Consider the following 24,384-nt stretch of genomic DNA (forward strand, 5'->3'; position numbering starts at 1 on the left):
GATGAAAAAAATTCTTCATCTACTATTACTAGCAAGAATGCAAGTCTTCAAGGTCTACGGATATATAGTTCTACTATTTTCTTGTTTGCTAATGAATACTGTTGGAGTATTAGGAGCATCATTAAAAGTTAGGCTATTTGTCTGTTGGATATGGTCTTGTTTGTATCGTCTAGGAACTTTGGTTATATTGCAAATATATGTAAAAGTTGAGGGCAAAGAAAATATCCCAGACTATCCTTGCATTTATGTTTCTAAGCACCAATCAATGTTGGAGACTTTTGTATTTTATGGTCTTGTGCATGATTGCTGTTTTGTAATGAAACAAGAATTACTAGAAAAGCCAATATTCGGTAAAACAAATATATTTGCTGAGGCTATTGGTGTAGATAGATCAAAAGGTCTTTCTGCAATCAAGAAAGTTTTAGAAGATGGCAAAGATAGAATAGAAAACAAAAACTTAAGTATTATAATCTTCCCAGAAGGTACAAGAGTTCCTGTCGGTGAGTATCCTAAGTTTCATCGTTCTGCAATGAAGTTAGCCAAAGTATCAAATGTTCCAATAATACCTGTTGCTCATAACTTTGGAGTATATTTTGGTCGTAAAAAAGGTGACTTTGTGAAGCCTGGTATCGCTAGAATGTCTTTTGGAAAACCTATTGATCCAAAAGATTACTCTGTCGCTGAGTTGACTGATCTTTGCTATGACATCATCAACGATAAAACTAAGTCTTATGGTGGCTAATCAAATATCTATTTGATACAAAATTCTGCAATAATCGGATTATGATCTGATATTTTTTTGCAATCTAAAACAGATGCTTTTTCAAGATTTAGACCTCTATATAACACAAAATCTAAATGATTGCTCTGAAAGGATTTGATTAATTGAGGCTCATCTATAAAAGCTACTTTAAAACTAAACTCTCTACAAAAATCTTTGATTAATTTAACTCGTCTTCTATTCCAAGTATTAAAATCACCCGCAATTATAATAGGATGTTTATACTTCTCTGGAGAAATATATTCTTTTATCTTCTCAAATTCATACTCATAAACTTTATTGCTTTTGAAGTTGATTGCATGGATATTCACAACAACAACTTTTGTGCCCTCTATATTTAAATGTGTAATCAAAGAAGCTTTGTGGGTATTTATTACAGACTCTCGATGAGTTGTAAGTATTTTGACATTTTTTATCACCGGGAAATGACTAACTGTAGCTACTCCATAATTATGTGAACGCAACACAATGTTAGAAGCAAAGTTTATATCGAATTTGTCGATAGGGAATTTAGTATCATGCTGGTGTACTGCTTCTTGTAGACAAAAGATATCAATATTGTGATTAAAATATGTGTGCCTGATATAGGCTTTGAATGTTTCTGTATCTTTATAGTCGATTTTGTATGAGTTCCAACTCATTAAGCAGAATTTTGTAGATTGATTTTGTTGTGAGTCTCTTTCAAACATTTAATCAACTAGAGTTGAATCATCATAATTTCATTATATATTAAAAATACTTATACAGTTAGATCAGTGAGGGTTTCTAGCTATAAACCTTAGAACTATATAACCACAAATTCCTGAGAGTAAAGAACCTACTATCACACCTACTTTGATTGCATTAAGGGTATGGTTATCATCAAAAGCAAGAGTTCCAATAAATAAACTCATGGTAAAACCTATACCGCATAAAAGGCTTATACCATATATCTGAGAACTCGAAAAAGATTCTCCTAACTTAAATAATTTTAGCCTCTTTGAAATCGCTAATATTGAGAAAATACCTAACTGCTTACCAACAAATAACCCCAATATAATACCTAATGTAATTGGCTCAAATATTATAGAAATACTCATCCCTGAGAAATTGATACCAGCATTAGCAAATGCAAATACAGGCAATATAAAATAGATAACCCAAGGATGAAGAGACTCTTCCATAAAATTAGCTGGAGAATCTTTGTCATTCTCTCTAAATGGAATACACAGAGCTGTTGTAAAACCTGCCAAAGTTGCATGAACTCCAGACTTAATCGTACAAAACCAAGCAAAAAAACCAAGAACTACATATACAGAGCTTCTATTAACCTTAAACACTCTATTACAAATAATCATCGCCAATATAAAAAGACTCCCTAGAGATAGAGAAAGTAACGATAGTGACTTGGTATAGAATATCGCAATAATTACTATTGCAGCTATATCATCAAAAATAGCGATTGTAACAACCAATAGCTTTAGCTTTGCTGGGATTCTTGAACCAAGTAGAGCTAATATACCTAAGGTAAATGCTATATCTGTTGCGGAAGGTATTGCCCAACCTGTGATATTAGCATCATAGTTAATTGATAAATATATCAAACTTGGAACTGCCAGTCCTGCAAGAGCTGCTATAGCCGGTATTATAATATTAGAAGGCTTTGATAGTGCCCCTGAGATTATCTCTCTTTTGATTTCTAAGCCAATATATAGAAAATATATAGCCATCAAACCATCATTAATCCAGTGCATCAAATTTTTGTCAATGACGAGGTTTTCAATTCCTAATTTGACATTGATTGTCTCAAGCATTCCATAGTAGATAGATAATGGTGAATTATTTATAAATATTGCAACAAAAGCTGCAGCAAAGAGAATTAATCCTCCGACTATCTCTTGATTATTTTGGTTTGCACTCATAGCTATAGTATCTAAAAGATTTCCATAGTATTAATTATCTAATAGCTTGAGGTATAATTCTACTCATGCAAAAACTAATTTTTGTACTCTATGATAAATAATCTTCCAAAAGCTTGGTACGCTATAGCTCATATCAAAGAAATCAAATCTAAACCTATCAAACTAGAAAGACTAGGTAAAAATCTTGTTTTATGGAAAGATGATGAGAAAATAATAGCTATGGAAAATCGCTGCCCTCATCGTGGTGCAGAATTAAGTTTAGGTAAGGTATGCGATGGTGCTATAGCTTGTCCTTTTCATGGCTTTAGATTTGACGTACAAGGCAACTGTATATACACACCAGAAACTCAGGGTGCTATCCCAAAACTACAAGTAAAAAGTTATCCAACAAAAATTGTCGCTGACATGATTTGGATAAATGTTTTTGATGAAGAACTAGATAATAGCTACGCTTTTGAATTTGCACAAAACTTATATAATGATTTTGCTGGTAAGTACTCTCTTTTGACGGACACATGGGATAACAATATTCGCCACTGTATCGAGAACCAACTTGATTATACTCACTTAGCTACTGTGCATAAGAGATCTATCGGCAGAGGATACAAAATCCCTCAAGATATAAAGCTAAATATAAGTGATGAATATATAGAAGCACTAAAAAACCAACGCTTAATGCTAAAGTACATCTTTCCTAACTTTTGGTTACTTAATAATGCTGATAAACTTAAAATTTGTGTTTACTTTGTACCTATTAATGAGCATCAAACAAAGCTATATTTAGTAAACTATCGTAAGTTTTTGATTGGCAAAATCATCAAACCTATCGCAGATTTGGTATTTAGTATCACCAATAAAATCATTCTCAATGAAGATAAAAGAGTTGTTAAAACCCAGAAATACGATGAAAAATATGATACTGAAGATTTTCTATTACGTCATGATCAAATCATCAAAGAATTTAGAAAGATTTGGCATACTCCAGATTAAAATATTTCTCAAAAGTTTGTAAATACTATACAATCAAAAAACACTCTATTAACTTATCTATGATTATGAAATACAGTTTGCCTGTTAGGGCTCTACATCGCTTATTGGCTTTTTTGATAATAGCTCAACTTATTTTGGGCTTAGGTTATGCTTATGATTTATTTGATTCAAGATGGATTATGACCCTGCATAAGTCTTTTGGTTTAGTCACTTTCTTTGTGATACCTCTTTTGGCTGTTGCTAAATTTTTTAGTATCAAACCGCCATATAACCCGCCACTACCATTATTACAGTTAATCATAGCTAAAATTGTGCATCTTGGTTTATATATTTCAGCATTTGGTATGGCTTTTTCGGGAGTGGTTGGCTCAATGCTAATGGGGTATCCATGGAAGATATTCTTTGTGATACCTTTTCCAGAAGTCGTGACTCCAAACTTTGAGTTAGGTAGCAAAATTTTTAGTTATCATTATATCTTTGCATCGGTTTTATTAGTGCTAGTAGTACTACATATAACTGCCGCTCTACACCATCAATTAATAGTAAAAGATAATATCTTAGCTAGAATGAAATAGTAGGTAACAATACCAATCATATTCAAATTTGTTTAACAATGCTTTAAAATCTTAACTGATAATACAAATCAAAGGAACAAAAATGAAAAAACTAACAATTGCTATCTCATCGATACTTTTATCAACAGCTGTATTTGCTGCTGATGCACCAACGACTACTGCAGGTAGTGCAAAAGCTGAGTCAAATGGCGTAGATATGGGCAAAGTCAGCTACATAATAGGTAGAGGCGTAGGTGAGCAACTAAGCAAAGGAAAAATAACTATTGACCAAGCAAACTTCGACAAAGGTCTGCAAAGTGCTCTTGCTGGTCAAAAGTCTGAAATACCTGAAGCTAAGGCTCAGCAAATCATGCAAGCATTCCAAAAAGAAATGATGGAAAAGATGCAAAAAGCTCAAATTGAGGCAGCTACAAACAACCTTAAATTAGCTAATGACTTCCAACAAGCTATAGCTAAAGTTGACGGTATCAAAGAGGTCGATGGTAGCAAGGGTGTATATATCCAAGTTCTAAAACAAGGAGACGGTGCTCAACCTACTAAAAGTGATTCAGTAACTGTTAACTACAGAGGAACTACTCCTACTCAAGCTTATGCAGATGATAAAGAAGCTGCTATAAAAACTATCCAAGAAGGTAATCTAATTGGTGACCAGTTCGACAGCTCATACGATAGAGGCACACCTGCTACTTTCCCACTATCAGGCGTAGTTAAGTGTTGGCAAGATGCTATTCCTCAAATGAAAGTTGGCGAAAAAGCTATAATATACTGTGCTCCAGACACAGCTTATGGCACTAGTGGTAATGCTGCTATTGGACCAAATCAGCTACTTTCTTTCCAAGTTGAACTTTTAAAAGTTAACTCTTAAACAGAAATATATCTTAACTATTTTTCCACCTACTTTTTTTCAAGTCTTTGATTTAGCTATATAGAGCATTTTAGAAAGATCTATTTTTATAAAGAAGTTACTATCAACCTAAATGAAATCAGATTAGAAACGTTATATACTAAGCAACTAAATAATTATTTCTTAACACCAAAAACAATATGTTACAAAAAAATCAACGTAAAGCACTATTACTATCAAGTTTAGGCGGTATGCTTGAGTTTTATGATTTTATTATCTACGCTCTACTCGCTAGTTACATTTCTAAGCTTTTCTTTCCTATTCAGTCAGCGATTACATCTTTATTAATCGCATTCAGTGCTTATGCTGTTGGCTATCTTGCTAGACCTTTTGGTGGTATTATCTTTGGCCATTTTGGTGATAAATATGGCAGAAAAAAAACTTTTACAATCTCTATTTTGATTATGGCTTTATCAACATTTTTGATTGGTATATTGCCTACTTATAGTAGTATTGGGATTATGGCACCTATATTGTTAGTACTTTGCAGAATAGCTCAAGGAATATCTGTCGGTGGCGAGATACCTGGTGCTATTACTTATGTTGGTGAGGCTGTTCCTGAGAAGCGTGGCTTTATGACTGCGGTGATTTTTGGATTCTTGATACTTGGTGTTGCTATAGGATTTATAGTTGAAAGTTTGCTATTAGAGTTCTTCACAAGTCAAGATATGCTAGCATACGGTTGGCGTATACCTTTTATCTTAGGTGGTCTGTTTGGGCTTGTTGCATACTATCTTAGACGTCAGCTTATTGATATCAAAGAGTTTAATCCTTTTGTGAATGAAGAGTTTTCTCTACCGATTACAAAGATGCTTCTAACTCATCGCTGGAACTTGATCTATTCAACAATTATTGTGTCATTTGGTGCTCTTTGTTTTGTGACATTATTTTTGTTACTACCGGCATATTTTAGTACTATTCTAAATCTTCACTTAGATAACTTCACATGGATTAATAGTCTTGGTGTGATTATTATTTCTATTCTTTGTGTCGCTGTTGGTCTATTTGCTGATAAAGTTAGTAGAAATTTGATTTTGTTAGTTAGTATATTAGCTACCTGTGCTTTTAGTTTTGTCATTTATACTACATATACATCACATCAAAATTTCTATTTCATCGCAATAATCCTTAGTGCTATTTTAGTAGCTCTTTGTTGGGGCAATATACCTGCAATGTTGATTGATTTGTTTAAACAAGATGTTCGCTATACAGGTATAGGTTTTGCATATAATCTAGGATTTGCTGTCTTTGGTGGTCTGACACCGATGATTGTAATCAGCACTATCAAATTCTCAAATAATAATTTAGCTCCGGCATATATACTAACAGCTGGTGCGATAATCACTCTTATAGCTATGATTGTAAACTCTTTGATCGAGAGAAAAGCTACTACGAAAGCTTAACTCAGGACATCTAAACTATACCAAAACAGTATAATTTATAATTCAACAAAAATTAATCCTCCTTAAGTCAGCAGATACTTACAGCCTATATTTTGGTATAATATAACTATAGTCATGTAGTTTTGGATTTGTCCTAATGCACGAGTTTTCATTGTGTCAAAGTGTCATAAGTATCGCTAAGAAAGCAGCTGAAAATAACTCTAAAAAAGTATCTAAAGTAGTTGTCAAAATAGGTAACTTAGCTGGTGTGGATGTTGAGTCTTTTGAGTTCTGGTTTCCTGTAGCAGCAAAAGATAGTGTATTAGAACAAGCAAAGCTAGAAATAATACATGAGCAAGCTATAGCGAAATGCAAAGCTTGTGAACATGAATTTGAATTAACCAGACTATATGAGCAATGCCCAAACTGTGGTAGTTTTGAGAAAGATATTCTCAAAGGTAAAGATATGCTCGTAGAATCTATAGTTTTTAATTAAGGAGTAAATTATGTGTACAACTTGCGGATGTGGAACAGATAGCAATCATCATCACCATCATCATGGTCATGAAGGTGATGCTGTAAAGTTAGAAAAAGCAATCTTAGAAGCAAATGATCAATATGCCGAGCAAAATAGAGATGTACTAGCTAAGGATAATAATATTGCGCTAAACTTTGTCTCAAGTCCTGGTTCTGGTAAGACATCTCTACTTGAGAGAACTATCAAAGAGCTTGGTGGTAGTCACCCTATCGTAGTTGTTGAGGGCGATCAACACACAGATCTAGATGCTGAGAGAATCCGTAAAGCAGGTGCAAAAGCTTATCAGATAAATACTGGTAAAGCTTGCCATCTAGATGCTCACATGGTTGGTCATGCTTTTGAACATCTTGGTGATATTAAAGATGGTTTTGTAATGATTGAGAATGTTGGTAACCTGATATGCCCAGCAATGTTTGATCTTGGTGAGAAGCATCGTGTAGCTGTTATCTCAACGACTGAAGGAGCTGATAAACCACTTAAATATCCTGATATGTTTTATTATGCTGATGTAGTTGTTATCAATAAGATTGATCTATCTCCTTATGTAGATTTTGATATCCAAGAATGTATCGCAAATATTAAAAAGATTCGCTCAGATGTGAAAATATTTGAGCTATCTGTAAAAACTGGTGCTGGTTTTGATAGCTGGTTGGATTGGTTGAAAGGTTTAAAGTAGAATAATTTAATCAGTATTAGAAATTTTGTGAATCCATTAAAACTATTAATATGATGTGAAGTTTAATAATACCTACTAATAAGTGAATAATCAGGAAACAATAATGAAAATAAAATCTATTGAAATTCAAGGAATAGGTGGGATTAAGAACCTTAAAGTTGACTTCGATGAAACTATGAATTTTATTTGTGGTCCTAATGGTATAGGAAAAACGACACTTATAGAGTGCGTAGCTCACTCATTTACTTTTGTAAGTACTAATATATTAAAAAAGAATTTTTCCACAAATAATAGCTTTGCTAAATCAAAGGTCATTATAGATGGACAAGAATTATCAACAAATATTAATATTTCCGAATTTGATCCAAATAAAACTTCTAGCGTGCAAGGATTACTTAAATATTCCTCAAAACTTATGTCTCTAAAAGTTACTAGAAACTTTAATTACCAAAACTTAAATAATTTAGGAAAAGATATTAATAAAAATGATTCAACCTTTCACCGAGAGTGTATGATTGGATTAAATATAAATGAAATAAAGAACTGGTTTATAAATAGATACTTATTTTCAGCAAGACCAAAAGATTTAGAACCTGAACAGTTAAGTAATTTTGAATTAGCTAAAAAAAGTATTTCTTTATTAAGTAAAGATTACAGATTTAGCAGGGTTATAGGGTCTTCTTTTGATATTATGATTAATACACCCACGGGGGAAGTATATTATGAATATTTATCATCGGGCTTCAAATCTTGTTTATCTATAATATTTGGAATAATAAAAGAAATTGAGTTTAGGTTTAAAGAACCTTGTATTAATGCAAAGGACTTTGATGGAATAATTTTAATAGATGAGTTAGAACTTCATCTACACCCAGAATGGCAAACTAAAATTGCTGAAATATTGATTAAAGTATTTCCTAAAGCACAATTTATTACAACAACACACAGCCCACATATATTACAAAATGCAAAACCTAACCAGATTATAGCTCTTTGCTCAGAAGGAGATCAAATTACTCGCAAGAACCTATCAGAGTCTGAGTATGGTTACCAAGGCTGGAGCATTGAGGAAATTCTCGTAGATGTTATGGGTATGTCAGATACTCGCACAGACACTTATAATGACCTAATGGAGAGTTTTACATCAGCTATTGATAAAGAAGATTATCAAGAATCACTCAAAATATATGAAAAATTAGATGCACTGCTTCACCCTAATAATCATTTAAGAAAACTTCTCAAGTTTCAACTGGCAGCTATTAGAGGTTAGTAATGATCAAATTAAGTAGACCTCCTAAACCAGAGTTTTTGACTGATGAAAAAGTTAATGAACTAGTTGAGAAGTTTAAGAATAATAAATCGACTGTTTGGAATCATGATGAAATAAAAACTCCTTTACTTGAATCAAGCAATCGTAAGTGTGCTTACTGTGAATGTAAGTTAGGTGAAGAAAGTAAATATATGGAAGTTGAGCATTTCGAAGATAAAAAACATAACCCTGATAAAGTTGTTGAATGGGATAATTTATTACCATCTTGTAAAAGGTGTAATGGTAAGAAAAAATGTCACGATGTCATTGATGAGCCTATAATAAATCCTTATAATATTAACCCTAAAAATCATTTGGGTGTCAAATTATATAGACTAAAAGGCATAAGCCCTATAGGAAATAACACTATTGAAGTTCTTTTTCTAAATGATCAAACTCAAATAGTAGCTCGAAGATTTGAGATTGGAAATGCAATTCTAGATAGTATTGAAGATGCTAAAGTTAGGTATACTGCGTATATAGAGAATAAAACAACTCAAAAACGCAACAGATTAACTTCACTTGTTGAAGCCATACTTTTAGAATGTCAGCCTCAAGCACATTATTCCGCAACATCTGCGACTGTTCTAATTAATGATATAAATTTTATTGAGCTTATAATAAACATGAGGAAAGAGTCTATTTTCAATGATGAGTTAGAGGAACTATTTAATAATGCTCAACGGATAGCATTAAAAGAAATGTAAATTATGAGGTAACCAAATGAAAACACTAGAACAAGGACAAATAGCTCCAAACTTTAAACTAGAAAATCAAAATAATGAAGAAGTATCATTAAGTGATTTTAAAGGCAAAAAGAATGTCTTGATTTACTTCTACCCAAAAGCAATGACTCCAGGTTGTACAACGCAATCTATTGGTCTAAGTAGTATTAGTGACAAATTAGCTGAGCTTGATACTGTAGTTCTAGGTATTAGTCCAGATGCTCCAAAACGCCTCAAGAAATTTGAAGAAAGAGATAACCTAACAGTACAACTTCTAAGTGATGAAGATCACAAAGTTGCTGAGCAATTTGGTGTCTGGGGCGAGAAGAAGTTTATGGGCAAAGTATATGATGGTATCCATAGAGTTAGCTTCTTTATAGACAAGGATGGTAAGATCAATCATGTCTTCGATAAGTTTAAAACGAAAGATCATCATGAAATTGTCTTAGAGTATATTGAGAATTATAAGAATTCATAAGTAGATACAAACAAGATGCAACAAGTCATAACAAAAATTCTCGTCAATGGTATAGTGCAAGGGGTTGGATTCCGCCCTTTTATCTATTGCCTTGCTAAAGATTTAGGATTGTGTGGCTCGGTGCAAAATACTCCTAATGGTGTTGAAATAATTCTACAATGTGATGAATCTACTGCAGATAGTTTCATAACCCATATGCAGGCAAAACTACCGCCACTAGCTAGTATAGAAACTATTGAAAAGACTATTTGCCAAACAGAGTGTGAGTTTAAAGATTTTAAGATCTTAGAAACCCAACAAGGCTGCTCTGCTACCAAAATCCCAGCTGATACAGCTATTTGTGATTTGTGCTTAGATGATATTTTTGACCCACAAAGTCGCTACTATTTATATCCATATACTAGCTGTACGCATTGTGGCCCGCGCTTTAGCACGATACAAAGCCTACCTTATGATAGAGATAAAACTACATATAAAGATTTTCCACTATGTGATGGCTGTCATGATAGCTACACAAATCCATTAGATAGACATTATCATGCTCAAACTGTTGCATGCTCAAAATGTGGACCTAAATTATCACACTCTTTTGCAGAGATATCACAAGCGATCAAAGCTGGTAAAATTATCGCTATAAAAAGTCAAAATGGCTTCAAGCTAGTTGTGGATGCTACAAATACTCAAGCAGTCGCAGAGCTCCGCAAAAGAAAGCATCGCCCTAATAAACCCTTTGCGCTAATGGCTCTAAATACTCAAAGTATACAAAAACATTTTGCAGAAATTACAACACAACAAAATGATTTGCTAAATACCACTATTAGACCTATAGTTTTACTTAAAAGACGCTCTACTGACAGCCTTAGCAAAGCTATTGCACCACGGATAAATCAGCTTGGTTTTATGCTACCAACAACAGGGATTGATTATATTCTTTTTTATCATCTGCTAAATCAGCCTTCTAGCTCTAGTTGGCTTAATGAGGCTCATGATTTAGCTTTGATAGTCACTAGTGCAAATATATCTGGTGAAAGCATTATCGCAGATAATAATGAAGCCCTAGAAAAGCTCAAAGATATCGCTGATCTTATAGTTACAGATAATCGTGATATTGCGATAAAAAGTGATGATAGTGTCTTTCATACTGTTATAGATAAAAATCTACCTATTAGAAGATCTCGAGGACTTGTACCACAATCAATACAGTTATCAGAAACCTTACCAAATATACTAGCTACTGGTACTTTTTTAAAGAATACTTTTTGCTTTATCAATGATAATCAAGCCTTTGTATCGCAACATATTGGTGATATGGATAGCCAAGCAAATATAGAGTTTTATAAGCAATCTTTAGAGCATTTCCAAAATATGTTTGGACTTAAATTTGATGGCATTGCTTGTGATTTACATCCTGATATTTATACTACGCACTTTGCGCAAAAGTTTGATTTACCAATTTATCAAATTCAACATCATCAAGCTCACCTAGCAGCTGTAATTGCTGAGCATAATTTGCAAGGTCAAGCTATAGGCTTAGTACTAGATGGTTTTGGTTTAGGTGAAGATGGTTTAGCTAGAGGTGGCGAGCTTTATCATTGTGATATTAATAATTTAGAGTTTAATCGCATCGGCGAGCTAGATCCTATCGAATATATTGGTGGTGACAAGGTCGCCAAAGAACCTTGGCGTATGGCTCTTGCAGTATGCCATAAATATGATCTTGAAATACCTGATCATCTCAAAGAATTCCCACAAGCTGAAAGTCTAATCAAGCTTTTACAAAATGACTCTTTACCAAAAGGTAAAACTACAAGTATGGGCAGACTCTTTGATGCTGTTTCTAGCTTATTAAATGTTTGCCATATCAACACTTACGAGACTCAAGCAGCTATAGAATTAGAGTCTTTAGCTGATACTCCAAGCATTCAATATGATACCAAATCAGTATCATTTAAAACTAATTTAAATTTAAAAAAACTACTAAAAAGTATAATAAAATGCGATAATATAAGTGTTGCTAGTAACTTATGGCACGGCACTTTGGCTTATGCTCTAGTACAGTGGATTAGTAAGTCAGCCCAACCTCGAAATATTAAGAATATAATACTTAGTGGAGGTTGTTTCCAAAATAAGCTACTACTAACAGAGACTTACCGTCAACTTAAAGATATGAATTTCAATATTTATATATCAGAGAAAGTTCCTCTAAATGATGGTGGTGTAAGCCTTGGACAAGCTTGGCTCGGTGCCAAAAAATATAAAAAAGGTGAGTAAAATGTGCTTAGCAATACCCGCAGAAATTGTAGAAATCAAAGAAGATAATCAAGCAATTGTTAATGTTGGCGGTGTAAAAAAAAATATCTCTCTAGCACTACTAAGGGATGAAGTTCTTATAGGTGATTTTGTCATAATCCATGTTGGTTTTGCATTAAGTAAACTAGATAAAGAAATGGCTCGTCAGACTCTAGAGGATCTAAAAAGTATAATATAAAAGGGGTAATGTTATGGATTACATACAAGAGTTTAGGGCCCCAGAAGTTGCAAAATCTCTTTTACAACAAATCGCTAAAGAAGTTGACCCTAATAGACAGTATAACCTAATGGAGTTTTGTGGTGGGCATACACATGCTTTACACCGTTATGGGATTCCTAGCCTTTTGCCAGAAAATGTCAAAATGATACATGGACCAGGTTGTCCTGTTTGTGTTTTACCTATTAAAAGAGTCGATCAAGCAATATTTTTAGCATCGCAAAAAGATGTCATATTTTGTAGTTATGCGGATATGATTCGAGTACCCGGATCTCATCAAGATAGCCTAATCAAAGCTAAGGCTCGTGGTGCGGATATACGGATGATCTACTCAGTAGAAGATGCTCTAAAACTAGCTGAAGAAAATCCTAGTAAAAAAGTTATATTTTTTGCTATTGGTTTTGAGACAACTACTCCACCAACTGCTGTAGCTATACAACTTGCAATAGCTAAAAAGTTAGATAATTTTTTGATATTTTGTAACCATGTACTTACACCTATAGCTATGCAAGCGATATTATCAGAAGATGTTAAGATTGATGGCTTTTTAGGGCCCTCTCATGTCAGTGTGATTATTGGTAGTAATGCTTATGATAAAGTAACCAAAGAATATCAAAAACCAATGGTTGTGGCAGGTTTTGAACCTTTAGATGTACTACAATCTATACTTATGCTTATCAAGATGATTAACGCTGGAAAAATAGGCGTAGAAAACCAGTATACAAGAGCTGTAGTGCCAAATGGTAATCAACTAGCTCAAGATTTAATCACTCAATATCTAACTGTCAGAGATACCTTTGAATGGCGTGGACTTGGATATATTCCAAATAGTGCTTTAGAAATAAAAGACGAATATGCAAAATTTGATGCTGAAAAGTATTATCAAATACCTGAAGTGCAAGGATTAGAGCATAAGCAATGTGCTTGTCCGGATATTCTAAGAGGCTTAAAAGAGCCAAAAGACTGTAAGCTGTTTGGTGTGGTTTGTACTCCAGAGCAACCGATGGGAGCATGTATGGTTTCATCAGAAGGTGCTTGTGCAGCACATTATCAATACGGAGACTAAAATGGCTGTGAAATTAAATATCAAGAACGGTGTTGTCGACCTAGCAATGGGAGCTGGTGGTAAAGCTATGCACCATTTAATCGAGCAGATGATTAAAAAAAGCTTTGATAGTCAGTATTTAGCTCAAGCAGAAGACCAAGCTGTACTACCGCAGATAAATGGCAAAATTGCCATGACTACAGATAGCTATGTTATTACTCCTTATTTCTTTAGAGGTGGTAATATTGGTAGTCTTGCAATTCATGGAACAATTAATGATCTCGTTGTTGGTGGTGCTAAACCACTATATATATCTGTAGGGCTTATTTTAGAAGAAGGCCTTCCTCTTAAAGATCTAAAAATAATCCTAGATTCTATGGCAGAAGCTGCTAAAAATGCTAATGTCCAAATCGTAACTGGAGATACTAAAGTTGTAGAGAAAGGTAAAGGTGATGGCATCTTTATCAATACAACTGGAGTTGGTGTAATTCGTGATGATTTTGTCACTAGAGACGCTCTTGAAGATGGTGATGATATTATCATCAATGGCTCTCTTGGAGATCATGGTGTAGCTGTGATGTCACAACGAGCTGGTCTTGATTTTGAATGTCAAATAGTGAGTGATGCAACATCTTTGGATGGTTTGGTTGATTCTATTTATGAGAATAATTGTCAAGTAAAAAATATGCGTGACCCTACTCGTGGCGGAGTTGGTGCAACACTTAATGAATGGGCTAACCAACATAATGTAGCTATCGAAATAGATGAAGCAAATCTTCCGGTATCTAGAGAAGTTCAATCAGCATGTGAGCTTTTAGGTTTGGATCCATTATATATCGCCAATGAAGGCAAAGTTTTAATCGCTTGTAAGCCTAGTCAAACTCAAAAGGTTTTAGACTGCTTAAGGGGACATCCATTAGGAGAAAATGCCCAAGTGATAGCAACCGTAAGAAAAAGCGAGCAATCTCAAGTCTTTATGAAAACCACATTTGGTGGTAAAAGACGTGTGGATTGGTTAAGTGGTGAGCAATTACCAAGAATATGTTAAGGAGAATAACATGAGTCAGTTTTATTTCTTAAAACATGATGATCTAGATAAAATGATTTCTTATTTCTCAGGACAAGGCTATGAAGTTATGGCGCCTGCAGTTAGAGATAAATCTATTGTCTATGATAATATCAACAATGCAAGCGAGTTGCCTTGGGGCTATATAGACAAGCAAGAGCCTGCTAACTATGAAGTAATCAAAACCGATGCAAAAAAAGCTTTTGGCTGGAGTGTACCAGTTCAGTCTGTTAAGCCAATGCTTTTTGAAGAAAAAGAAACTTTATGGAAAGTTTCTCGTGGTGAAGATGGTAAATTATCATTTAACCAAAGCATCAATCACAAAAAATATGCTGTACTAGGTGTAAGACCTTGTGATCTAAGAGCTATTGAGATTCAAGATAGAGTTTTTGTTGAAAATGCGTATCAAGATGTTCGTTACAAAGCTAGAAGAGAAGCTATGTTTATCATAGCTGCTAATTGTACTACAGCTCATAGCAATTGTTTCTGTATCGCTCTAGGAGATAAACCAGAGGCTGATAAAGGTTTTGATCTAGCTATGACAGAAATTGAGAATGGTTTTGTGATAGAGACAGGTAGTGATAAAGGTAGACAAACCATATTAGCACTACAGTTAGAACCAGCAACAGGCGCTCAAACATATCAAGCTGAACAAAAAATAAAAGCTGTGTATGGTATGCAAGAGAAAACTCTACCACCAATAGCAAAAGTAGAAAAAGCTCTAACAAGCTCTTATGACCATCCGCAATGGGATGATGTTGCAGCTCGTTGCCTATCTTGTGGTAGCTGTACGCAATCATGCCCTACTTGTTTCTGCCATACAGAAAAAGAAGAGCCAAGTTTAGATGGCAAAGAAAGTGAACATACGCGTGAATGGGATTCATGCTTTGGTTTAGATCATAGTTATACTCATGGCGAACTATACCGTGAAGAACCAAAACATAGATATCGTCAATGGTTAACTCACAAATTTGGTACTTGGAGAGAGCAGTTCAAAACTAAAGGTTGTGTTGGTTGTGGTCGTTGTATCACATGGTGTCCTGTAAAAATTGATGTTACAGAAGAAATTAACGCTATTTGTGAGGAGAAATAATTATGATATACCCACAAGATGCTTATTTACCGCATGAAGCAGAGATAATTGAGTTTATCAAAGATGCTGATGATATTTTTACCCTACGTTTACGCTTTGTAGATGAAGAGTTACGCAAAAATTACAAATTCCACCCAGGTCAGTTTAATATGCTGTACTTATATGGTGTTGGTGAAGTAGCTATATCTATCGTAAATGATAGAAATTTTGCTGATGATATCTTTGAGCATACTATCCAAGTAGTTGGACGTATAACTAAGGGTATGGACAAACTAAAAACTGGTGAAACTATTGGTGTTAGAGGTCCGTTTGGTAGCTCTTGGCCTGTAGAACAAGCAAAAGGTAAAGATGTTGTAATTATGACTGGTGGTCTTGGTAATGCTCCTCTAGTTGCTGCGACAGAAGAAATCCTAAAAGATAGAGATGCTTTTGGTAAAGTTTATGTAGTACAAGGTATTCGTGATACTTCTGGTCTTATCTATCAAGATAAATACACTCGCTGGAATAACCAACCAAATACACAGGTACTTCTAGCAGCTACTGCTGGTGAGCCTCACGGTCCATGGAAATGGTATGATGGCTTTGTAACTGCAGCAATTCCAGATCTTGATATTGATCACAAAAATACAGTAGTTATGACTGTTGGTCCTGAGATTATGATGAAAAATGTTGCCAAAGAATTTGCTAAAGTTGGTGTGCCAGAAGAGCAAATATTTGTCAGCTTAGAGCGTAGCATGAAGTGTGCTATCGGACATTGTGGTCATTGCCAAATGGGCAAAGAATTTGTCTGTAAAGATGGTGCTGTATATGCTTATCCAGCTGTGAAGAAACTATTAGAAATAAAAGGAGTATAATTATGTCATCTCAAGATAAATTAAAAAATTTAGCTCCTAGACCAAAAATAGCTGTGCATAAATTCAGCTCATGTGATGGTTGCCAACTAGCTCTAATCAATGATGCTGTATCACTACTTACATTAGCTGAAATGGTTGATATTGTTCACTTTGCAGAAGCTGGTCCTCTAGATGAGTTTGCTGATGTTGATATTGCATTTATCGAAGGTAGTGTAAACACTCATCATGATATTCCACGCTTACAAAAAATTAGAGAAAAAGCAAAATATGTAATCGCAATGGGTGCTTGTGCTGTAACAGGTGGTATCCAAGCTCTTAGAAACTATACTAATGATGCTGAGCTTCTTGAATGGCAAAAAGCTGTATATCCTCAAGATACAGATGTAATTATCAAAGAAGATTTATCTACAGCAAAAGCTATCAAAGAGTATGTAAATGTAGATTTTGAAATCTCTGGTTGTCCTATAACTACTGATCAAATACTTAAAGCTATTCGCCAACTACTATTTGGTGTAGAACCTGAGAAAGTTGTTGATCCAGTTTGTACGACTTGTAAGCATGCTGGTGTTACTTGTGTAATGGTTGCAAAAGATGAGCCATGCCTAGGTCCTGTAACAGCAGATGGTTGTGGTGCAATCTGTCCAAAACTTGGTCGTGGTTGTTACGGTTGTTTTGGTGCATCAAAATATGCAAACCTAGCTGCAATGACAAATAGATTAAAAGAGCTTGGTTTATCAGACAAACAAATCCAAGATAAATATAGATTTATCAGTAGCCAAGATGAAGTATTTAAAAAGGCTGGAGTATAGTTATGAGTAGAGAAACAGTTATTGAAGTTCCTATTTTAGCCCGTGTTGAAGGCGAAGGTGCTTTAGATTTAAGAATTAAAGATGGCAAAATAGATAAGTGTGAATTAAGAATCTATGAGCCTCCTCGTTATTTTGAAAAATTCCTTGAAGGTAGAGAACCAAATGCAATTATCGATGCTGTAGCGCGTATTTGTGGTATCTGCCCTCTTGCATATCAAGCAGGCTTCTCAAGAGCTTACGAGAGTGCTTTTGATATCACTAGAACTCAGTGGATAGATGATATGCGTCTATTGATGTTTTTAGGCGAATGGATAGAATCACATTATCTACATGTACATTTATTAGCAGCTCCTGACTTCTTAGGTTATAGATCAGCTATTGAGATGGCAAAAGACTTTCCTAAAGAAGTTGTTAGAGGTGTTAAATTACAGCATTTAGGTAATGATATTCTTAAACTACTAGGGGGTAGATCTGTTCACCCTAACGGTATGAAAGTTGGCGGATTCTACAAAGCTCCTTTGGTCAAAGAAGTTCATGCATTGATTCCTAAGTTAAAAGATGCCCTAAAAGAAGCTCAAGATGTAGTTGAATGGGTATCTACACTATCATTCCCAGATACAACTATTCCATTTAAAATGGTTAGTTTATCTCATCCTACTGAATATCCTATATTTGGTGATGATGTGATTACTAGTGATGGTGAGAAATTCCATATTAGTGAGTATGATGATCATTTCAGAGAGTTTCATGCTCCACAATCTACAGCTCTACACTCTACAACTGTTGATGGTGAGCCAATACTTTTAGGTCCTCTTCCAAGAATAAACCTAAACTTCGACAAACTGCCTAAGCATATCCAAGAAATGGCTCATGCTACTGGTGTTAAATGGCCAAGTAAAAACATGTTCCATTCTGTTGTAGCTAGAGCTATCGAGGGGTATTGGGCAATTGAAAGAGCTCTTAAGATATGTGAAAACTATTCATATACAGATACTCCTTGCCTAGACTATACAGTTAAAGCAGCCGATGCTTGGGGTGCTGTAGAAGCTCCTCGTGGTATCCAAATCGACCATATCAAGGTTAATGATAAAGGTTTAGCTGAGAAAATAAGAATATCAGCGCCTACATCACAGAACTTACCTTGTATTGAGGCTGATCTGCGTATAGCTTTAGAAAACTTTGGTTTAGATAAGCCTGAAGATGATATAAGACTACATGCTGAGATGGTTATTCGTAACTATGATCCTTGTATATCTTGTTCTGCACATTTCTTAACATTGAATATTGATAGAGATTAAACACGATCAATCATCCTATGACACATACTTTTTCAATTTAGCTATAAATTTTTAATTTAAGAAACAAAATTAGTTAAAATAGTAGCGAAATATTAACTATGTTCAAAATTTAAGGAACTAATATGAGAAAAAATATAACTATTTTCTCTGTACTACTCTTAGCACTACTACTATTTCTAGCAACCCAAGATCTCAAAATGCTTAGTATGATTGGCATTGCCTTTATGCTTGGCCTTAGACATGGTTTTGATGCTGATCATATTGTAGCTATAGATAATGTAACTAGACAATTAATAACTCAAAATAGAGCTAGTTTCAAGACTGGTTTATTTTTTGCGTTAGGTCATTCTACAATAGTTTTTCTACTTACTTTACTTATAGTTATCGGCTTTAGTTTTGCAAGTATCGAGAAAACTAGTGCTTTAGATATTGGAGCATTTTTTGGAACTGTTGTATCAGCTGTATTTTTGCTACTAACAGGTACTATGAGCCTTCTCTCTCTAAAGAAAATGCTCAAAAATAAAACTTGTGTAGCTCATGATCATACATCAAATTCTATATTGGCAAAACTTTTTAGACCTATAATTAAAGTTATAGATAGACCATATAAAATGTATTTTGTTGGCTTTTTATTTGGTTTAGGCTTTGATACTGCGACTGAGATAGCTCTGTTAGGTATGGCTGCTGCTAATGTGCTAAATGGCTTATCTATTTGGTATATTATGTTGCTACCTATCTCGTTTGCTTTAGGAATGATTATAGTAGATTCTATAGATGCTGGATTAATGTCAAAAGTTCTAAGCTTTAACTCAAAAGAGCAGAGGTTTTATCGTTATAACATCATAATTTTGTGTATTGTGATAGCAGCTGCTTATATCGTTGCATTAGTTGAACTGTTAGGTTTATTAAATACAAATATAGCTACAATTAATCTAGTTACAGACTTTGTTGATGATTATTCATCAACTATTGGATTAACCTTAGTAGCTATTTTCTCTGTATTTTTTGTGTTTAAATTTGTAAATATTTATTCAAAAAGAAAAATAAAATAATACCTTACTGGACAGCACAATGTGCTATCCCTACAGAATTTTATTTATCATAAAAGGTAAAAAATGAAGCAAAAAACTCTAATTCTTGGTATTGGATCACCTTTTGCAGATGATCAATTTGGTTGGTTTGTAGCCGATAAACTAGCTGAAATTGTAAAAGAAAAAAACATCCAAAATATCACTGTCGAAAGTGCTGATAGGCCTGGATTAAATTTACTAACATTTCTAGATAGTGGATATAACAAAATTATCCTTATAGATGCGGTATATGCAAAAGTTACACCAGGTACAGAGTTTTATTTCAAAGCAAAAGACATTCTTAGCTTTGGAGGATTTTTATCCTCTCATAGTGTTGGTGTTGCGCCATCTTTAGCATTAGCTGATGCTATAGGGATGGATATTAGCAATGTTGAGTTCTATGGAGTAGAAGGTCAAAGAATCTTTGAAAAAGATGAAATACTTTCTGATATTGTAAATGATGCTATAGAATCAATGTCTAAAAAAATTGTAAATAATCTAGATTTATAGCTTAGTAAACTTATAACTAAGAGCTAATATAAATTCATATAATTACTTCTATAATAGCTTCTCAGCAGCATAAGGTGCAAAATACGTAAATATCCCACATGCACCAGCACGCTTAAACACTAGCAGAGACTCTAAAATAACTCTCTCATCTAACTCACCACAATCAACAGATTTTTTAAGCATATTATATTCGCCACTTACCTGATAAACAAAAGTTGGCAGTCTAAACTCTGATGATACTCTATAAACTATATCTAGATATGGCATACCAGGCTTGACCATAACACTATCAGCACCTTCTGATATATCCATAACTACTTCTCTAAGTGCTTCATCAGAGTTTGCTGGATCCATTTGATAACCACGCTTATCGCGAAATTTTGATATTTTATCATTACCTGTTAGGTTAGTAGTGCCTATAGCATCCCTAAATGGTCCATAAAATCCTGAAGCATACTTAGCTGCGTATGACATAATCTGCGTATCAATTAATCCCTCGTCTTCTAATGCTTGACGAATCATTCCAATACGCCCATCCATCATATCAGAAGGCGCAACAATATCACACCCTGCCCGCGCTTGAACTAATGCTTGTTGTACTAGTACATCTACAGTTTGATCATTCAATACTCTATGTTTATCGTCTAAAATCCCATCATGTCCATGATCTGTGAAAGGATCTAAAGCTACATCACATATAATTCCAATATTGTTATTTTCACTCTTTGCAGCTTTTATAGCTCGACAAACAATATTTGATGGATTTACAGCCTCTGATGCTTGTGAGTCTTTCTTATGACTACTTATATTTGGAAAAAGTGCTATTGCTGGGATTCCTAACTCAGTTGCTTTTCTGACAATAGCTGGAATACTTTTTAGGCTATAACGAAATACTCCAGGCATAGACTCAATAGGAATATCTCCTTCATCATCTCGATCATGTATAAATACTGGCCAAATTAAATCACTTGGCGAAAGAGTATTTTCTGCAATTAATTTTCTTGACCATTCAGTCTGTCTAGTTCGACGGAGTCTGGTTTTTGGATAACTCTCAAATGACATATTACAATCCTCTTAGAATTTTAAACCTTTGTATTAGTCGCTGATAACAGAGAGTCAAATAACTTTTGTATTGCCTCAGCTGGAATATTACGAGTTATAAAAACTAATCTAGTACGATGATCATTATCTGGCCATTCATCAAGCCATCTAATTGGGTGAAAAAGATGTTGTACTCCGTGTATAACCACAGGAGCATCTTCTCCTGCTATATTTATAATACCCTTAACTCGAAGTAAGTTTGGTCCTGATATAGCTGAAACTAGCTCTAGAAACAGATTAAATGCTATCAAACTAATAGGAGTATCACTAGTCATTGAAAAAGCTTGTATTTCATTACTATGACGATTTATATTATGATGGTCGTGGTCGTGGTCGTGGTCGTGGTCGTGGTCGTGGTCGTGGTCGTGGTCGTGGTCGTGGTCGTGGTTATGATGCTGATCAAACTTTTCGATTGCAAGCCATTTTAAAATTTCTTCAGATTTACTATCTGAATCATAAGTATTTAAACCTGTTATTGCTGATATTACAGCATCCTTGTCTACGCCATCTATTATTGGAGTTGATGGATTTATTGATTTTAATACACTTATTAAATTTTCTTGTATTTTTTTGTCAGCTATATCTGTCTTAGAAATAACAATTCGTTCAGCCATTGCAGCTTGTTTAAGAGCTTCTTGGTGTATATCTAAAGTTGAAATCCCATTAACCGCATCAACTATAGTAATTACCCCTGCTAACTTATAATTTTGATGAAGCTCAAATGATCTCATTAATGTATGGATTATAGGTGCTGGATCTGCCAAACCTGTAGTTTCTATGATAACTCTATCAAATTCTTTTGTACTACCTTTGGATACTCTATCAGCAAGATTAAGCAGCGTCTGGGTCAAATCTGCTCTAATAGTACAGCAGATACAGCCATTTTGAAGTTCGACTATATCTTCATCACTATGCTCAACTAAAGCATGATCTAATCCAACTTCGCCAAACTCATTAATTATAACAGCTGTTCTTGTCATTGTTTTTTGCTTAAGCAACCTAGATAGAAAAGTTGTCTTGCCACTACCTAGAAAACCAGTGATCACAATTACAGGAATAAGTTGTTGAGGAGCCATATTTTGCATTAAAAATACCTACCATTTATTGATTTTGTATCTAGACAATATAATTTCATCAAACATCACAAAGTGTTATAATATAACATATTAATAATTGTAAGTTAAATATTCTTTGTACCAAAGCTATGGTGAACTTAATGGAAAAAAATAAATCTCAATCAATAGACAAATTAGTGCTATCAGATATATATAATGATCATATTAATATCTCTATATGGCAAAGAGATATTAGTAGAAATTTATCTATAGCAGTTAAAAACTATATTGAAGAAAGTAGTAGCACTCGTACTCTACCTATAATAGTCAATCCATTGGATGTCAAAGAGCAATTAACTAAACAACTACCAAATTTTCCTCTGCGAAATTATTTAATTGAAGATATAACAAATATTATCGATATGTTTTGTTATCTTTTTGATTTAGAACAAGCTGGTCTAAGATTAGCTATTATTGATAGAGCCATGTGCCCTCGATTTCATGTTGATCATGTGCCATGCAGACTTGTAACAACTTATTCAGGTACAGGTACCGAATGGCTATATAATGAGAAAGTCGATAGAAGCCTACTAGGTAAAGCCGATAACCCTTTCTTGAATGAAGATACAAATATTCAAAAGCTTAATGTTGGAGATATTGCATTACTTAAAGGAGAAGCTTGGATAGGCAACTCAGGCTCAGGCATAGTTCATAGATCTCCAAATATTGTTGATGGAGAAAAAAGATTACTATTAACTTTGGACTTTGCCTAAAGTAATTGGGAAACTATAGCTCCCAAATATAAATTTTAAACATACTCACTTTTAGTAATCTAGCTTTTCACCACTTATCAGATCTGCAGGTAATTTGACAGTCATATAAATCGCTCCACCTAATGCAAAGCCTATTGCTGCAAATGGAGCTACAAAGATATTAACTATATCACTATCTCCAGAATGATGCTCACCATTATATAAGATAGCTTGAGACTTTGAAGCTCCTTCAAACAAACCAACAAAAGATCCAATTGGAGCTGTTACCAATAAAGCTACATCAGTAATTGGAGTCACTATATAGTCATTTAAAAAACCTTTACTTTCAACTTTTGGAGTATTAGAAGGAGCATTTATCGGATCATTACTACTATCAGTATCAGCAAAGCTATAGTTTAGTAGAAAGAGAAAAAAACATATACAAAGTACTATTTTTTTAATCATAAGTTTTACCTTTAACTGTTTATTAATTTAGTATAATAAAAAATACTCTCATATAAGAGTTATTATACTTTATGTTTGCCAAAAAAATTAAACTTAGCCACATTGCTTTAATTATTAAGAACTTAGAAGCTGCCGAAAATTTTTACTCTAATATTCTTGGTTTTGAAAAAATACATAGACCAAATTTTAAATCTAAAGGTCTGTGGTACAGAGCTGGAGATTTTTATTTGCATTTAATACTATCAGAAACAATGATTAGATCATTTATAGATCCTATAAATCAAATAGCCCAGACACATTTTGCAATAACTCTTACTGATATCGATTACACAGAATTTTTAGCAAAATTAAAGTCTTTAGATATTAAGATAATATGTGAAGAATTTAGTAAAGAAACAAAAACAAAACAAGCTTTTTTCTATGATCCTAGTTTTAATATGATTGAGATAAATAGTGAAATACAGTAAAACAATTTTTAAG

Annotated in this window: 27 protein-coding genes; 22 read left to right on the forward strand and 5 right to left on the reverse strand. The window is 33.9% G+C overall.

Going from position 1 to position 24,384, the window contains the following annotated elements; translation table 11 throughout:
- Position 1: 1 nt before the first annotated feature.
- Positions 2–742 (forward strand): lysophospholipid acyltransferase family protein, encoded by a 741-nt coding sequence (locus ACKTR7_RS06520; protein ID WP_004286879.1) that lies wholly within the window; start codon positions 2–4, stop codon positions 740–742.
- An 8-nt stretch (positions 743–750) separates the two neighbouring features.
- On the opposite strand, the gene ACKTR7_RS06525 is transcribed toward ACKTR7_RS06520, so the two are convergent.
- Together ACKTR7_RS06525 and nhaA are read right to left on the reverse strand one after the other, a co-directional pair.
- The gene (locus tag ACKTR7_RS06525; RefSeq protein WP_407877558.1) at positions 751–1,470 is read right to left on the reverse strand and encodes an endonuclease/exonuclease/phosphatase family protein; all 720 of its coding nucleotides are present in this window, start codon (positions 1,468–1,470) and stop codon (positions 751–753) included.
- Positions 1,471–1,533: 63 nt separating this feature from the next.
- On the reverse strand, positions 1,534–2,682 hold the full coding sequence (nhaA, locus tag ACKTR7_RS06530) for a Na+/H+ antiporter NhaA (RefSeq protein ID WP_407877559.1): 1,149 nt from the start codon (positions 2,680–2,682) through the stop codon (positions 1,534–1,536).
- Between the two features lie 93 nt (positions 2,683–2,775).
- On the opposite strand from nhaA, the gene ACKTR7_RS06535 reads away from it, so the two are divergent.
- From ACKTR7_RS06535 to ACKTR7_RS06625, 19 genes are all read left to right on the forward strand, one after another.
- Positions 2,776–3,672 (forward strand): Rieske 2Fe-2S domain-containing protein, encoded by an 897-nt coding sequence (locus ACKTR7_RS06535; RefSeq protein ID WP_407877719.1) that lies wholly within the window; start codon positions 2,776–2,778, stop codon positions 3,670–3,672.
- A 59-nt stretch (positions 3,673–3,731) separates the two neighbouring features.
- Positions 3,732–4,247 carry a cytochrome b gene (locus tag ACKTR7_RS06540; protein ID WP_407877560.1) on the forward strand — a complete coding sequence of 172 codons (516 nt, stop codon included), beginning with the start codon at positions 3,732–3,734 and terminating at the stop codon, positions 4,245–4,247.
- Positions 4,248–4,329: 82 nt separating this feature from the next.
- Positions 4,330–5,112, forward strand: a complete 783-nt coding sequence (locus tag ACKTR7_RS06545; protein WP_407877561.1) for an FKBP-type peptidyl-prolyl cis-trans isomerase — start codon at positions 4,330–4,332, stop codon at positions 5,110–5,112.
- A gap of 179 nt (positions 5,113–5,291) precedes the next feature.
- On the forward strand, positions 5,292–6,554 hold the full coding sequence (locus tag ACKTR7_RS06550) for an MFS transporter (protein ID WP_407877562.1): 1,263 nt from the start codon (positions 5,292–5,294) through the stop codon (positions 6,552–6,554).
- Positions 6,555–6,690: 136 nt separating this feature from the next.
- Positions 6,691–7,029: a hydrogenase maturation nickel metallochaperone HypA gene (gene hypA, locus ACKTR7_RS06555; RefSeq protein WP_407877563.1), complete on the forward strand. Its 339-nt coding sequence runs from the start codon at positions 6,691–6,693 to the stop codon at positions 7,027–7,029.
- A 10-nt stretch (positions 7,030–7,039) separates the two neighbouring features.
- Positions 7,040–7,747: a hydrogenase nickel incorporation protein HypB gene (gene hypB, locus ACKTR7_RS06560; RefSeq protein ID WP_407877564.1), complete on the forward strand. Its 708-nt coding sequence runs from the start codon at positions 7,040–7,042 to the stop codon at positions 7,745–7,747.
- 103 nt (positions 7,748–7,850) lie between these two features.
- Positions 7,851–9,017, forward strand: coding sequence for an AAA family ATPase (locus ACKTR7_RS06565; protein WP_407877565.1), 1,167 nt, complete (start codon positions 7,851–7,853; stop codon positions 9,015–9,017).
- Between the two features lie 2 nt (positions 9,018–9,019).
- Positions 9,020–9,763 carry an HNH endonuclease family protein gene (locus tag ACKTR7_RS06570; RefSeq protein ID WP_407877566.1) on the forward strand — a complete coding sequence of 248 codons (744 nt, stop codon included), beginning with the start codon at positions 9,020–9,022 and terminating at the stop codon, positions 9,761–9,763.
- 16 nt (positions 9,764–9,779) lie between these two features.
- A complete protein-coding gene (bcp, locus tag ACKTR7_RS06575; protein ID WP_407877567.1) occupies positions 9,780–10,259 on the forward strand; it encodes a thioredoxin-dependent thiol peroxidase in 480 nt (159 codons plus the stop codon).
- 15 nt (positions 10,260–10,274) lie between these two features.
- Positions 10,275–12,530 carry a carbamoyltransferase HypF gene (gene hypF, locus ACKTR7_RS06580; protein ID WP_407877568.1) on the forward strand — a complete coding sequence of 752 codons (2,256 nt, stop codon included), beginning with the start codon at positions 10,275–10,277 and terminating at the stop codon, positions 12,528–12,530.
- A 1-nt stretch (position 12,531) separates the two neighbouring features.
- Positions 12,532–12,747: a HypC/HybG/HupF family hydrogenase formation chaperone gene (locus ACKTR7_RS06585; protein ID WP_407877569.1), complete on the forward strand. Its 216-nt coding sequence runs from the start codon at positions 12,532–12,534 to the stop codon at positions 12,745–12,747.
- 13 nt (positions 12,748–12,760) lie between these two features.
- Entirely contained in the window at positions 12,761–13,852 is a 1,092-nt protein-coding gene (hypD, locus tag ACKTR7_RS06590) for a hydrogenase formation protein HypD (protein WP_407877570.1), read from the forward strand.
- 1 nt (position 13,853) lies between these two features.
- Entirely contained in the window at positions 13,854–14,879 is a 1,026-nt protein-coding gene (hypE, locus tag ACKTR7_RS06595) for a hydrogenase expression/formation protein HypE (protein ID WP_407877571.1), read from the forward strand.
- A gap of 10 nt (positions 14,880–14,889) precedes the next feature.
- The gene (locus ACKTR7_RS06600) at positions 14,890–15,990 is read left to right on the forward strand and encodes a 4Fe-4S dicluster domain-containing protein (protein WP_407877572.1); all 1,101 of its coding nucleotides are present in this window, start codon (positions 14,890–14,892) and stop codon (positions 15,988–15,990) included.
- A gap of 2 nt (positions 15,991–15,992) precedes the next feature.
- Positions 15,993–16,844 (forward strand): FAD/NAD(P)-binding protein, encoded by an 852-nt coding sequence (locus ACKTR7_RS06605; protein WP_407877573.1) that lies wholly within the window; start codon positions 15,993–15,995, stop codon positions 16,842–16,844.
- A 2-nt stretch (positions 16,845–16,846) separates the two neighbouring features.
- The gene (locus tag ACKTR7_RS06610) at positions 16,847–17,653 is read left to right on the forward strand and encodes an NADH-quinone oxidoreductase subunit B family protein (RefSeq protein ID WP_044527052.1); all 807 of its coding nucleotides are present in this window, start codon (positions 16,847–16,849) and stop codon (positions 17,651–17,653) included.
- Positions 17,654–17,655: 2 nt separating this feature from the next.
- A complete protein-coding gene (locus ACKTR7_RS06615) occupies positions 17,656–18,951 on the forward strand; it encodes a Ni/Fe hydrogenase subunit alpha (protein WP_407877574.1) in 1,296 nt (431 codons plus the stop codon).
- Positions 18,952–19,073: 122 nt separating this feature from the next.
- Positions 19,074–20,003, forward strand: a complete 930-nt coding sequence (locus ACKTR7_RS06620) for a HoxN/HupN/NixA family nickel/cobalt transporter (protein WP_407877575.1) — start codon at positions 19,074–19,076, stop codon at positions 20,001–20,003.
- 63 nt (positions 20,004–20,066) lie between these two features.
- A complete protein-coding gene (locus ACKTR7_RS06625) occupies positions 20,067–20,531 on the forward strand; it encodes a hydrogenase maturation protease (protein ID WP_407877576.1) in 465 nt (154 codons plus the stop codon).
- A gap of 48 nt (positions 20,532–20,579) precedes the next feature.
- Here the strand turns inward: ACKTR7_RS06625 and hemB are convergent, their stop codons facing one another.
- Both hemB and ACKTR7_RS06635 read right to left on the reverse strand, forming a co-directional pair.
- Entirely contained in the window at positions 20,580–21,593 is a 1,014-nt protein-coding gene (gene hemB, locus ACKTR7_RS06630; protein WP_407877577.1) for a porphobilinogen synthase, read from the reverse strand.
- Between the two features lie 20 nt (positions 21,594–21,613).
- Positions 21,614–22,717, reverse strand: coding sequence for a CobW family GTP-binding protein (locus ACKTR7_RS06635; RefSeq protein WP_407877578.1), 1,104 nt, complete (start codon positions 22,715–22,717; stop codon positions 21,614–21,616).
- Positions 22,718–22,848: 131 nt separating this feature from the next.
- On the opposite strand from ACKTR7_RS06635, the gene ACKTR7_RS06640 reads away from it, so the two are divergent.
- Entirely contained in the window at positions 22,849–23,460 is a 612-nt protein-coding gene (locus tag ACKTR7_RS06640) for a DUF1826 domain-containing protein (RefSeq protein WP_407877579.1), read from the forward strand.
- 51 nt (positions 23,461–23,511) lie between these two features.
- Here the strand turns inward: ACKTR7_RS06640 and ACKTR7_RS06645 are convergent, their stop codons facing one another.
- Positions 23,512–23,904 carry a hypothetical protein gene (locus tag ACKTR7_RS06645; protein ID WP_407877580.1) on the reverse strand — a complete coding sequence of 131 codons (393 nt, stop codon included), beginning with the start codon at positions 23,902–23,904 and terminating at the stop codon, positions 23,512–23,514.
- A 71-nt stretch (positions 23,905–23,975) separates the two neighbouring features.
- Between ACKTR7_RS06645 and ACKTR7_RS06650 the strand changes: the two genes are divergently transcribed.
- Positions 23,976–24,371, forward strand: a complete 396-nt coding sequence (locus ACKTR7_RS06650; RefSeq protein WP_407877581.1) for a VOC family protein — start codon at positions 23,976–23,978, stop codon at positions 24,369–24,371.
- The last annotated feature ends 13 nt before the right edge of the window (positions 24,372–24,384 follow it).

This window comes from Francisella sciaenopsi (assembly GCF_045862875.1).
Classification (GTDB): Bacteria; Pseudomonadota; Gammaproteobacteria; order Francisellales; family Francisellaceae; genus Francisella; species Francisella sciaenopsi.

What these genes read in the sequence shown, in the direction of transcription:
- ACKTR7_RS06520 (WP_004286879.1), top strand. Translation starts at nt 2, where the DNA reads ATGAAAAAAATTCTTCATCTACTATTACTAGCAAGAATGCAAGTCTTC.
- ACKTR7_RS06525 (WP_407877558.1), bottom strand. Translation starts at nt 1,470, where the DNA reads ATGTTTGAAAGAGACTCACAACAAAATCAATCTACAAAATTCTGCTTA.
- nhaA (WP_407877559.1), bottom strand. Translation starts at nt 2,682, where the DNA reads ATGAGTGCAAACCAAAATAATCAAGAGATAGTCGGAGGATTAATTCTC.
- ACKTR7_RS06540 (WP_407877560.1), top strand. Translation starts at nt 3,732, where the DNA reads ATGATTATGAAATACAGTTTGCCTGTTAGGGCTCTACATCGCTTATTG.
- ACKTR7_RS06545 (WP_407877561.1), top strand. Translation starts at nt 4,330, where the DNA reads ATGAAAAAACTAACAATTGCTATCTCATCGATACTTTTATCAACAGCT.
- ACKTR7_RS06550 (WP_407877562.1), top strand. Translation starts at nt 5,292, where the DNA reads ATGTTACAAAAAAATCAACGTAAAGCACTATTACTATCAAGTTTAGGC.
- hypA (WP_407877563.1), top strand. Translation starts at nt 6,691, where the DNA reads ATGCACGAGTTTTCATTGTGTCAAAGTGTCATAAGTATCGCTAAGAAA.
- hypB (WP_407877564.1), top strand. Translation starts at nt 7,040, where the DNA reads ATGTGTACAACTTGCGGATGTGGAACAGATAGCAATCATCATCACCAT.
- ACKTR7_RS06565 (WP_407877565.1), top strand. Translation starts at nt 7,851, where the DNA reads ATGAAAATAAAATCTATTGAAATTCAAGGAATAGGTGGGATTAAGAAC.
- ACKTR7_RS06570 (WP_407877566.1), top strand. Translation starts at nt 9,020, where the DNA reads ATGATCAAATTAAGTAGACCTCCTAAACCAGAGTTTTTGACTGATGAA.
- bcp (WP_407877567.1), top strand. Translation starts at nt 9,780, where the DNA reads ATGAAAACACTAGAACAAGGACAAATAGCTCCAAACTTTAAACTAGAA.
- hypF (WP_407877568.1), top strand. Translation starts at nt 10,275, where the DNA reads ATGCAACAAGTCATAACAAAAATTCTCGTCAATGGTATAGTGCAAGGG.
- ACKTR7_RS06585 (WP_407877569.1), top strand. Translation starts at nt 12,532, where the DNA reads ATGTGCTTAGCAATACCCGCAGAAATTGTAGAAATCAAAGAAGATAAT.
- hypD (WP_407877570.1), top strand. Translation starts at nt 12,761, where the DNA reads ATGGATTACATACAAGAGTTTAGGGCCCCAGAAGTTGCAAAATCTCTT.
- hypE (WP_407877571.1), top strand. Translation starts at nt 13,854, where the DNA reads ATGGCTGTGAAATTAAATATCAAGAACGGTGTTGTCGACCTAGCAATG.
- ACKTR7_RS06600 (WP_407877572.1), top strand. Translation starts at nt 14,890, where the DNA reads ATGAGTCAGTTTTATTTCTTAAAACATGATGATCTAGATAAAATGATT.
- ACKTR7_RS06605 (WP_407877573.1), top strand. Translation starts at nt 15,993, where the DNA reads ATGATATACCCACAAGATGCTTATTTACCGCATGAAGCAGAGATAATT.
- ACKTR7_RS06610 (WP_044527052.1), top strand. Translation starts at nt 16,847, where the DNA reads ATGTCATCTCAAGATAAATTAAAAAATTTAGCTCCTAGACCAAAAATA.
- ACKTR7_RS06615 (WP_407877574.1), top strand. Translation starts at nt 17,656, where the DNA reads ATGAGTAGAGAAACAGTTATTGAAGTTCCTATTTTAGCCCGTGTTGAA.
- ACKTR7_RS06620 (WP_407877575.1), top strand. Translation starts at nt 19,074, where the DNA reads ATGAGAAAAAATATAACTATTTTCTCTGTACTACTCTTAGCACTACTA.
- ACKTR7_RS06625 (WP_407877576.1), top strand. Translation starts at nt 20,067, where the DNA reads ATGAAGCAAAAAACTCTAATTCTTGGTATTGGATCACCTTTTGCAGAT.
- hemB (WP_407877577.1), bottom strand. Translation starts at nt 21,593, where the DNA reads ATGTCATTTGAGAGTTATCCAAAAACCAGACTCCGTCGAACTAGACAG.
- ACKTR7_RS06635 (WP_407877578.1), bottom strand. Translation starts at nt 22,717, where the DNA reads ATGCAAAATATGGCTCCTCAACAACTTATTCCTGTAATTGTGATCACT.
- ACKTR7_RS06640 (WP_407877579.1), top strand. Translation starts at nt 22,849, where the DNA reads ATGGAAAAAAATAAATCTCAATCAATAGACAAATTAGTGCTATCAGAT.
- ACKTR7_RS06645 (WP_407877580.1), bottom strand. Translation starts at nt 23,904, where the DNA reads ATGATTAAAAAAATAGTACTTTGTATATGTTTTTTTCTCTTTCTACTA.
- ACKTR7_RS06650 (WP_407877581.1), top strand. Translation starts at nt 23,976, where the DNA reads ATGTTTGCCAAAAAAATTAAACTTAGCCACATTGCTTTAATTATTAAG.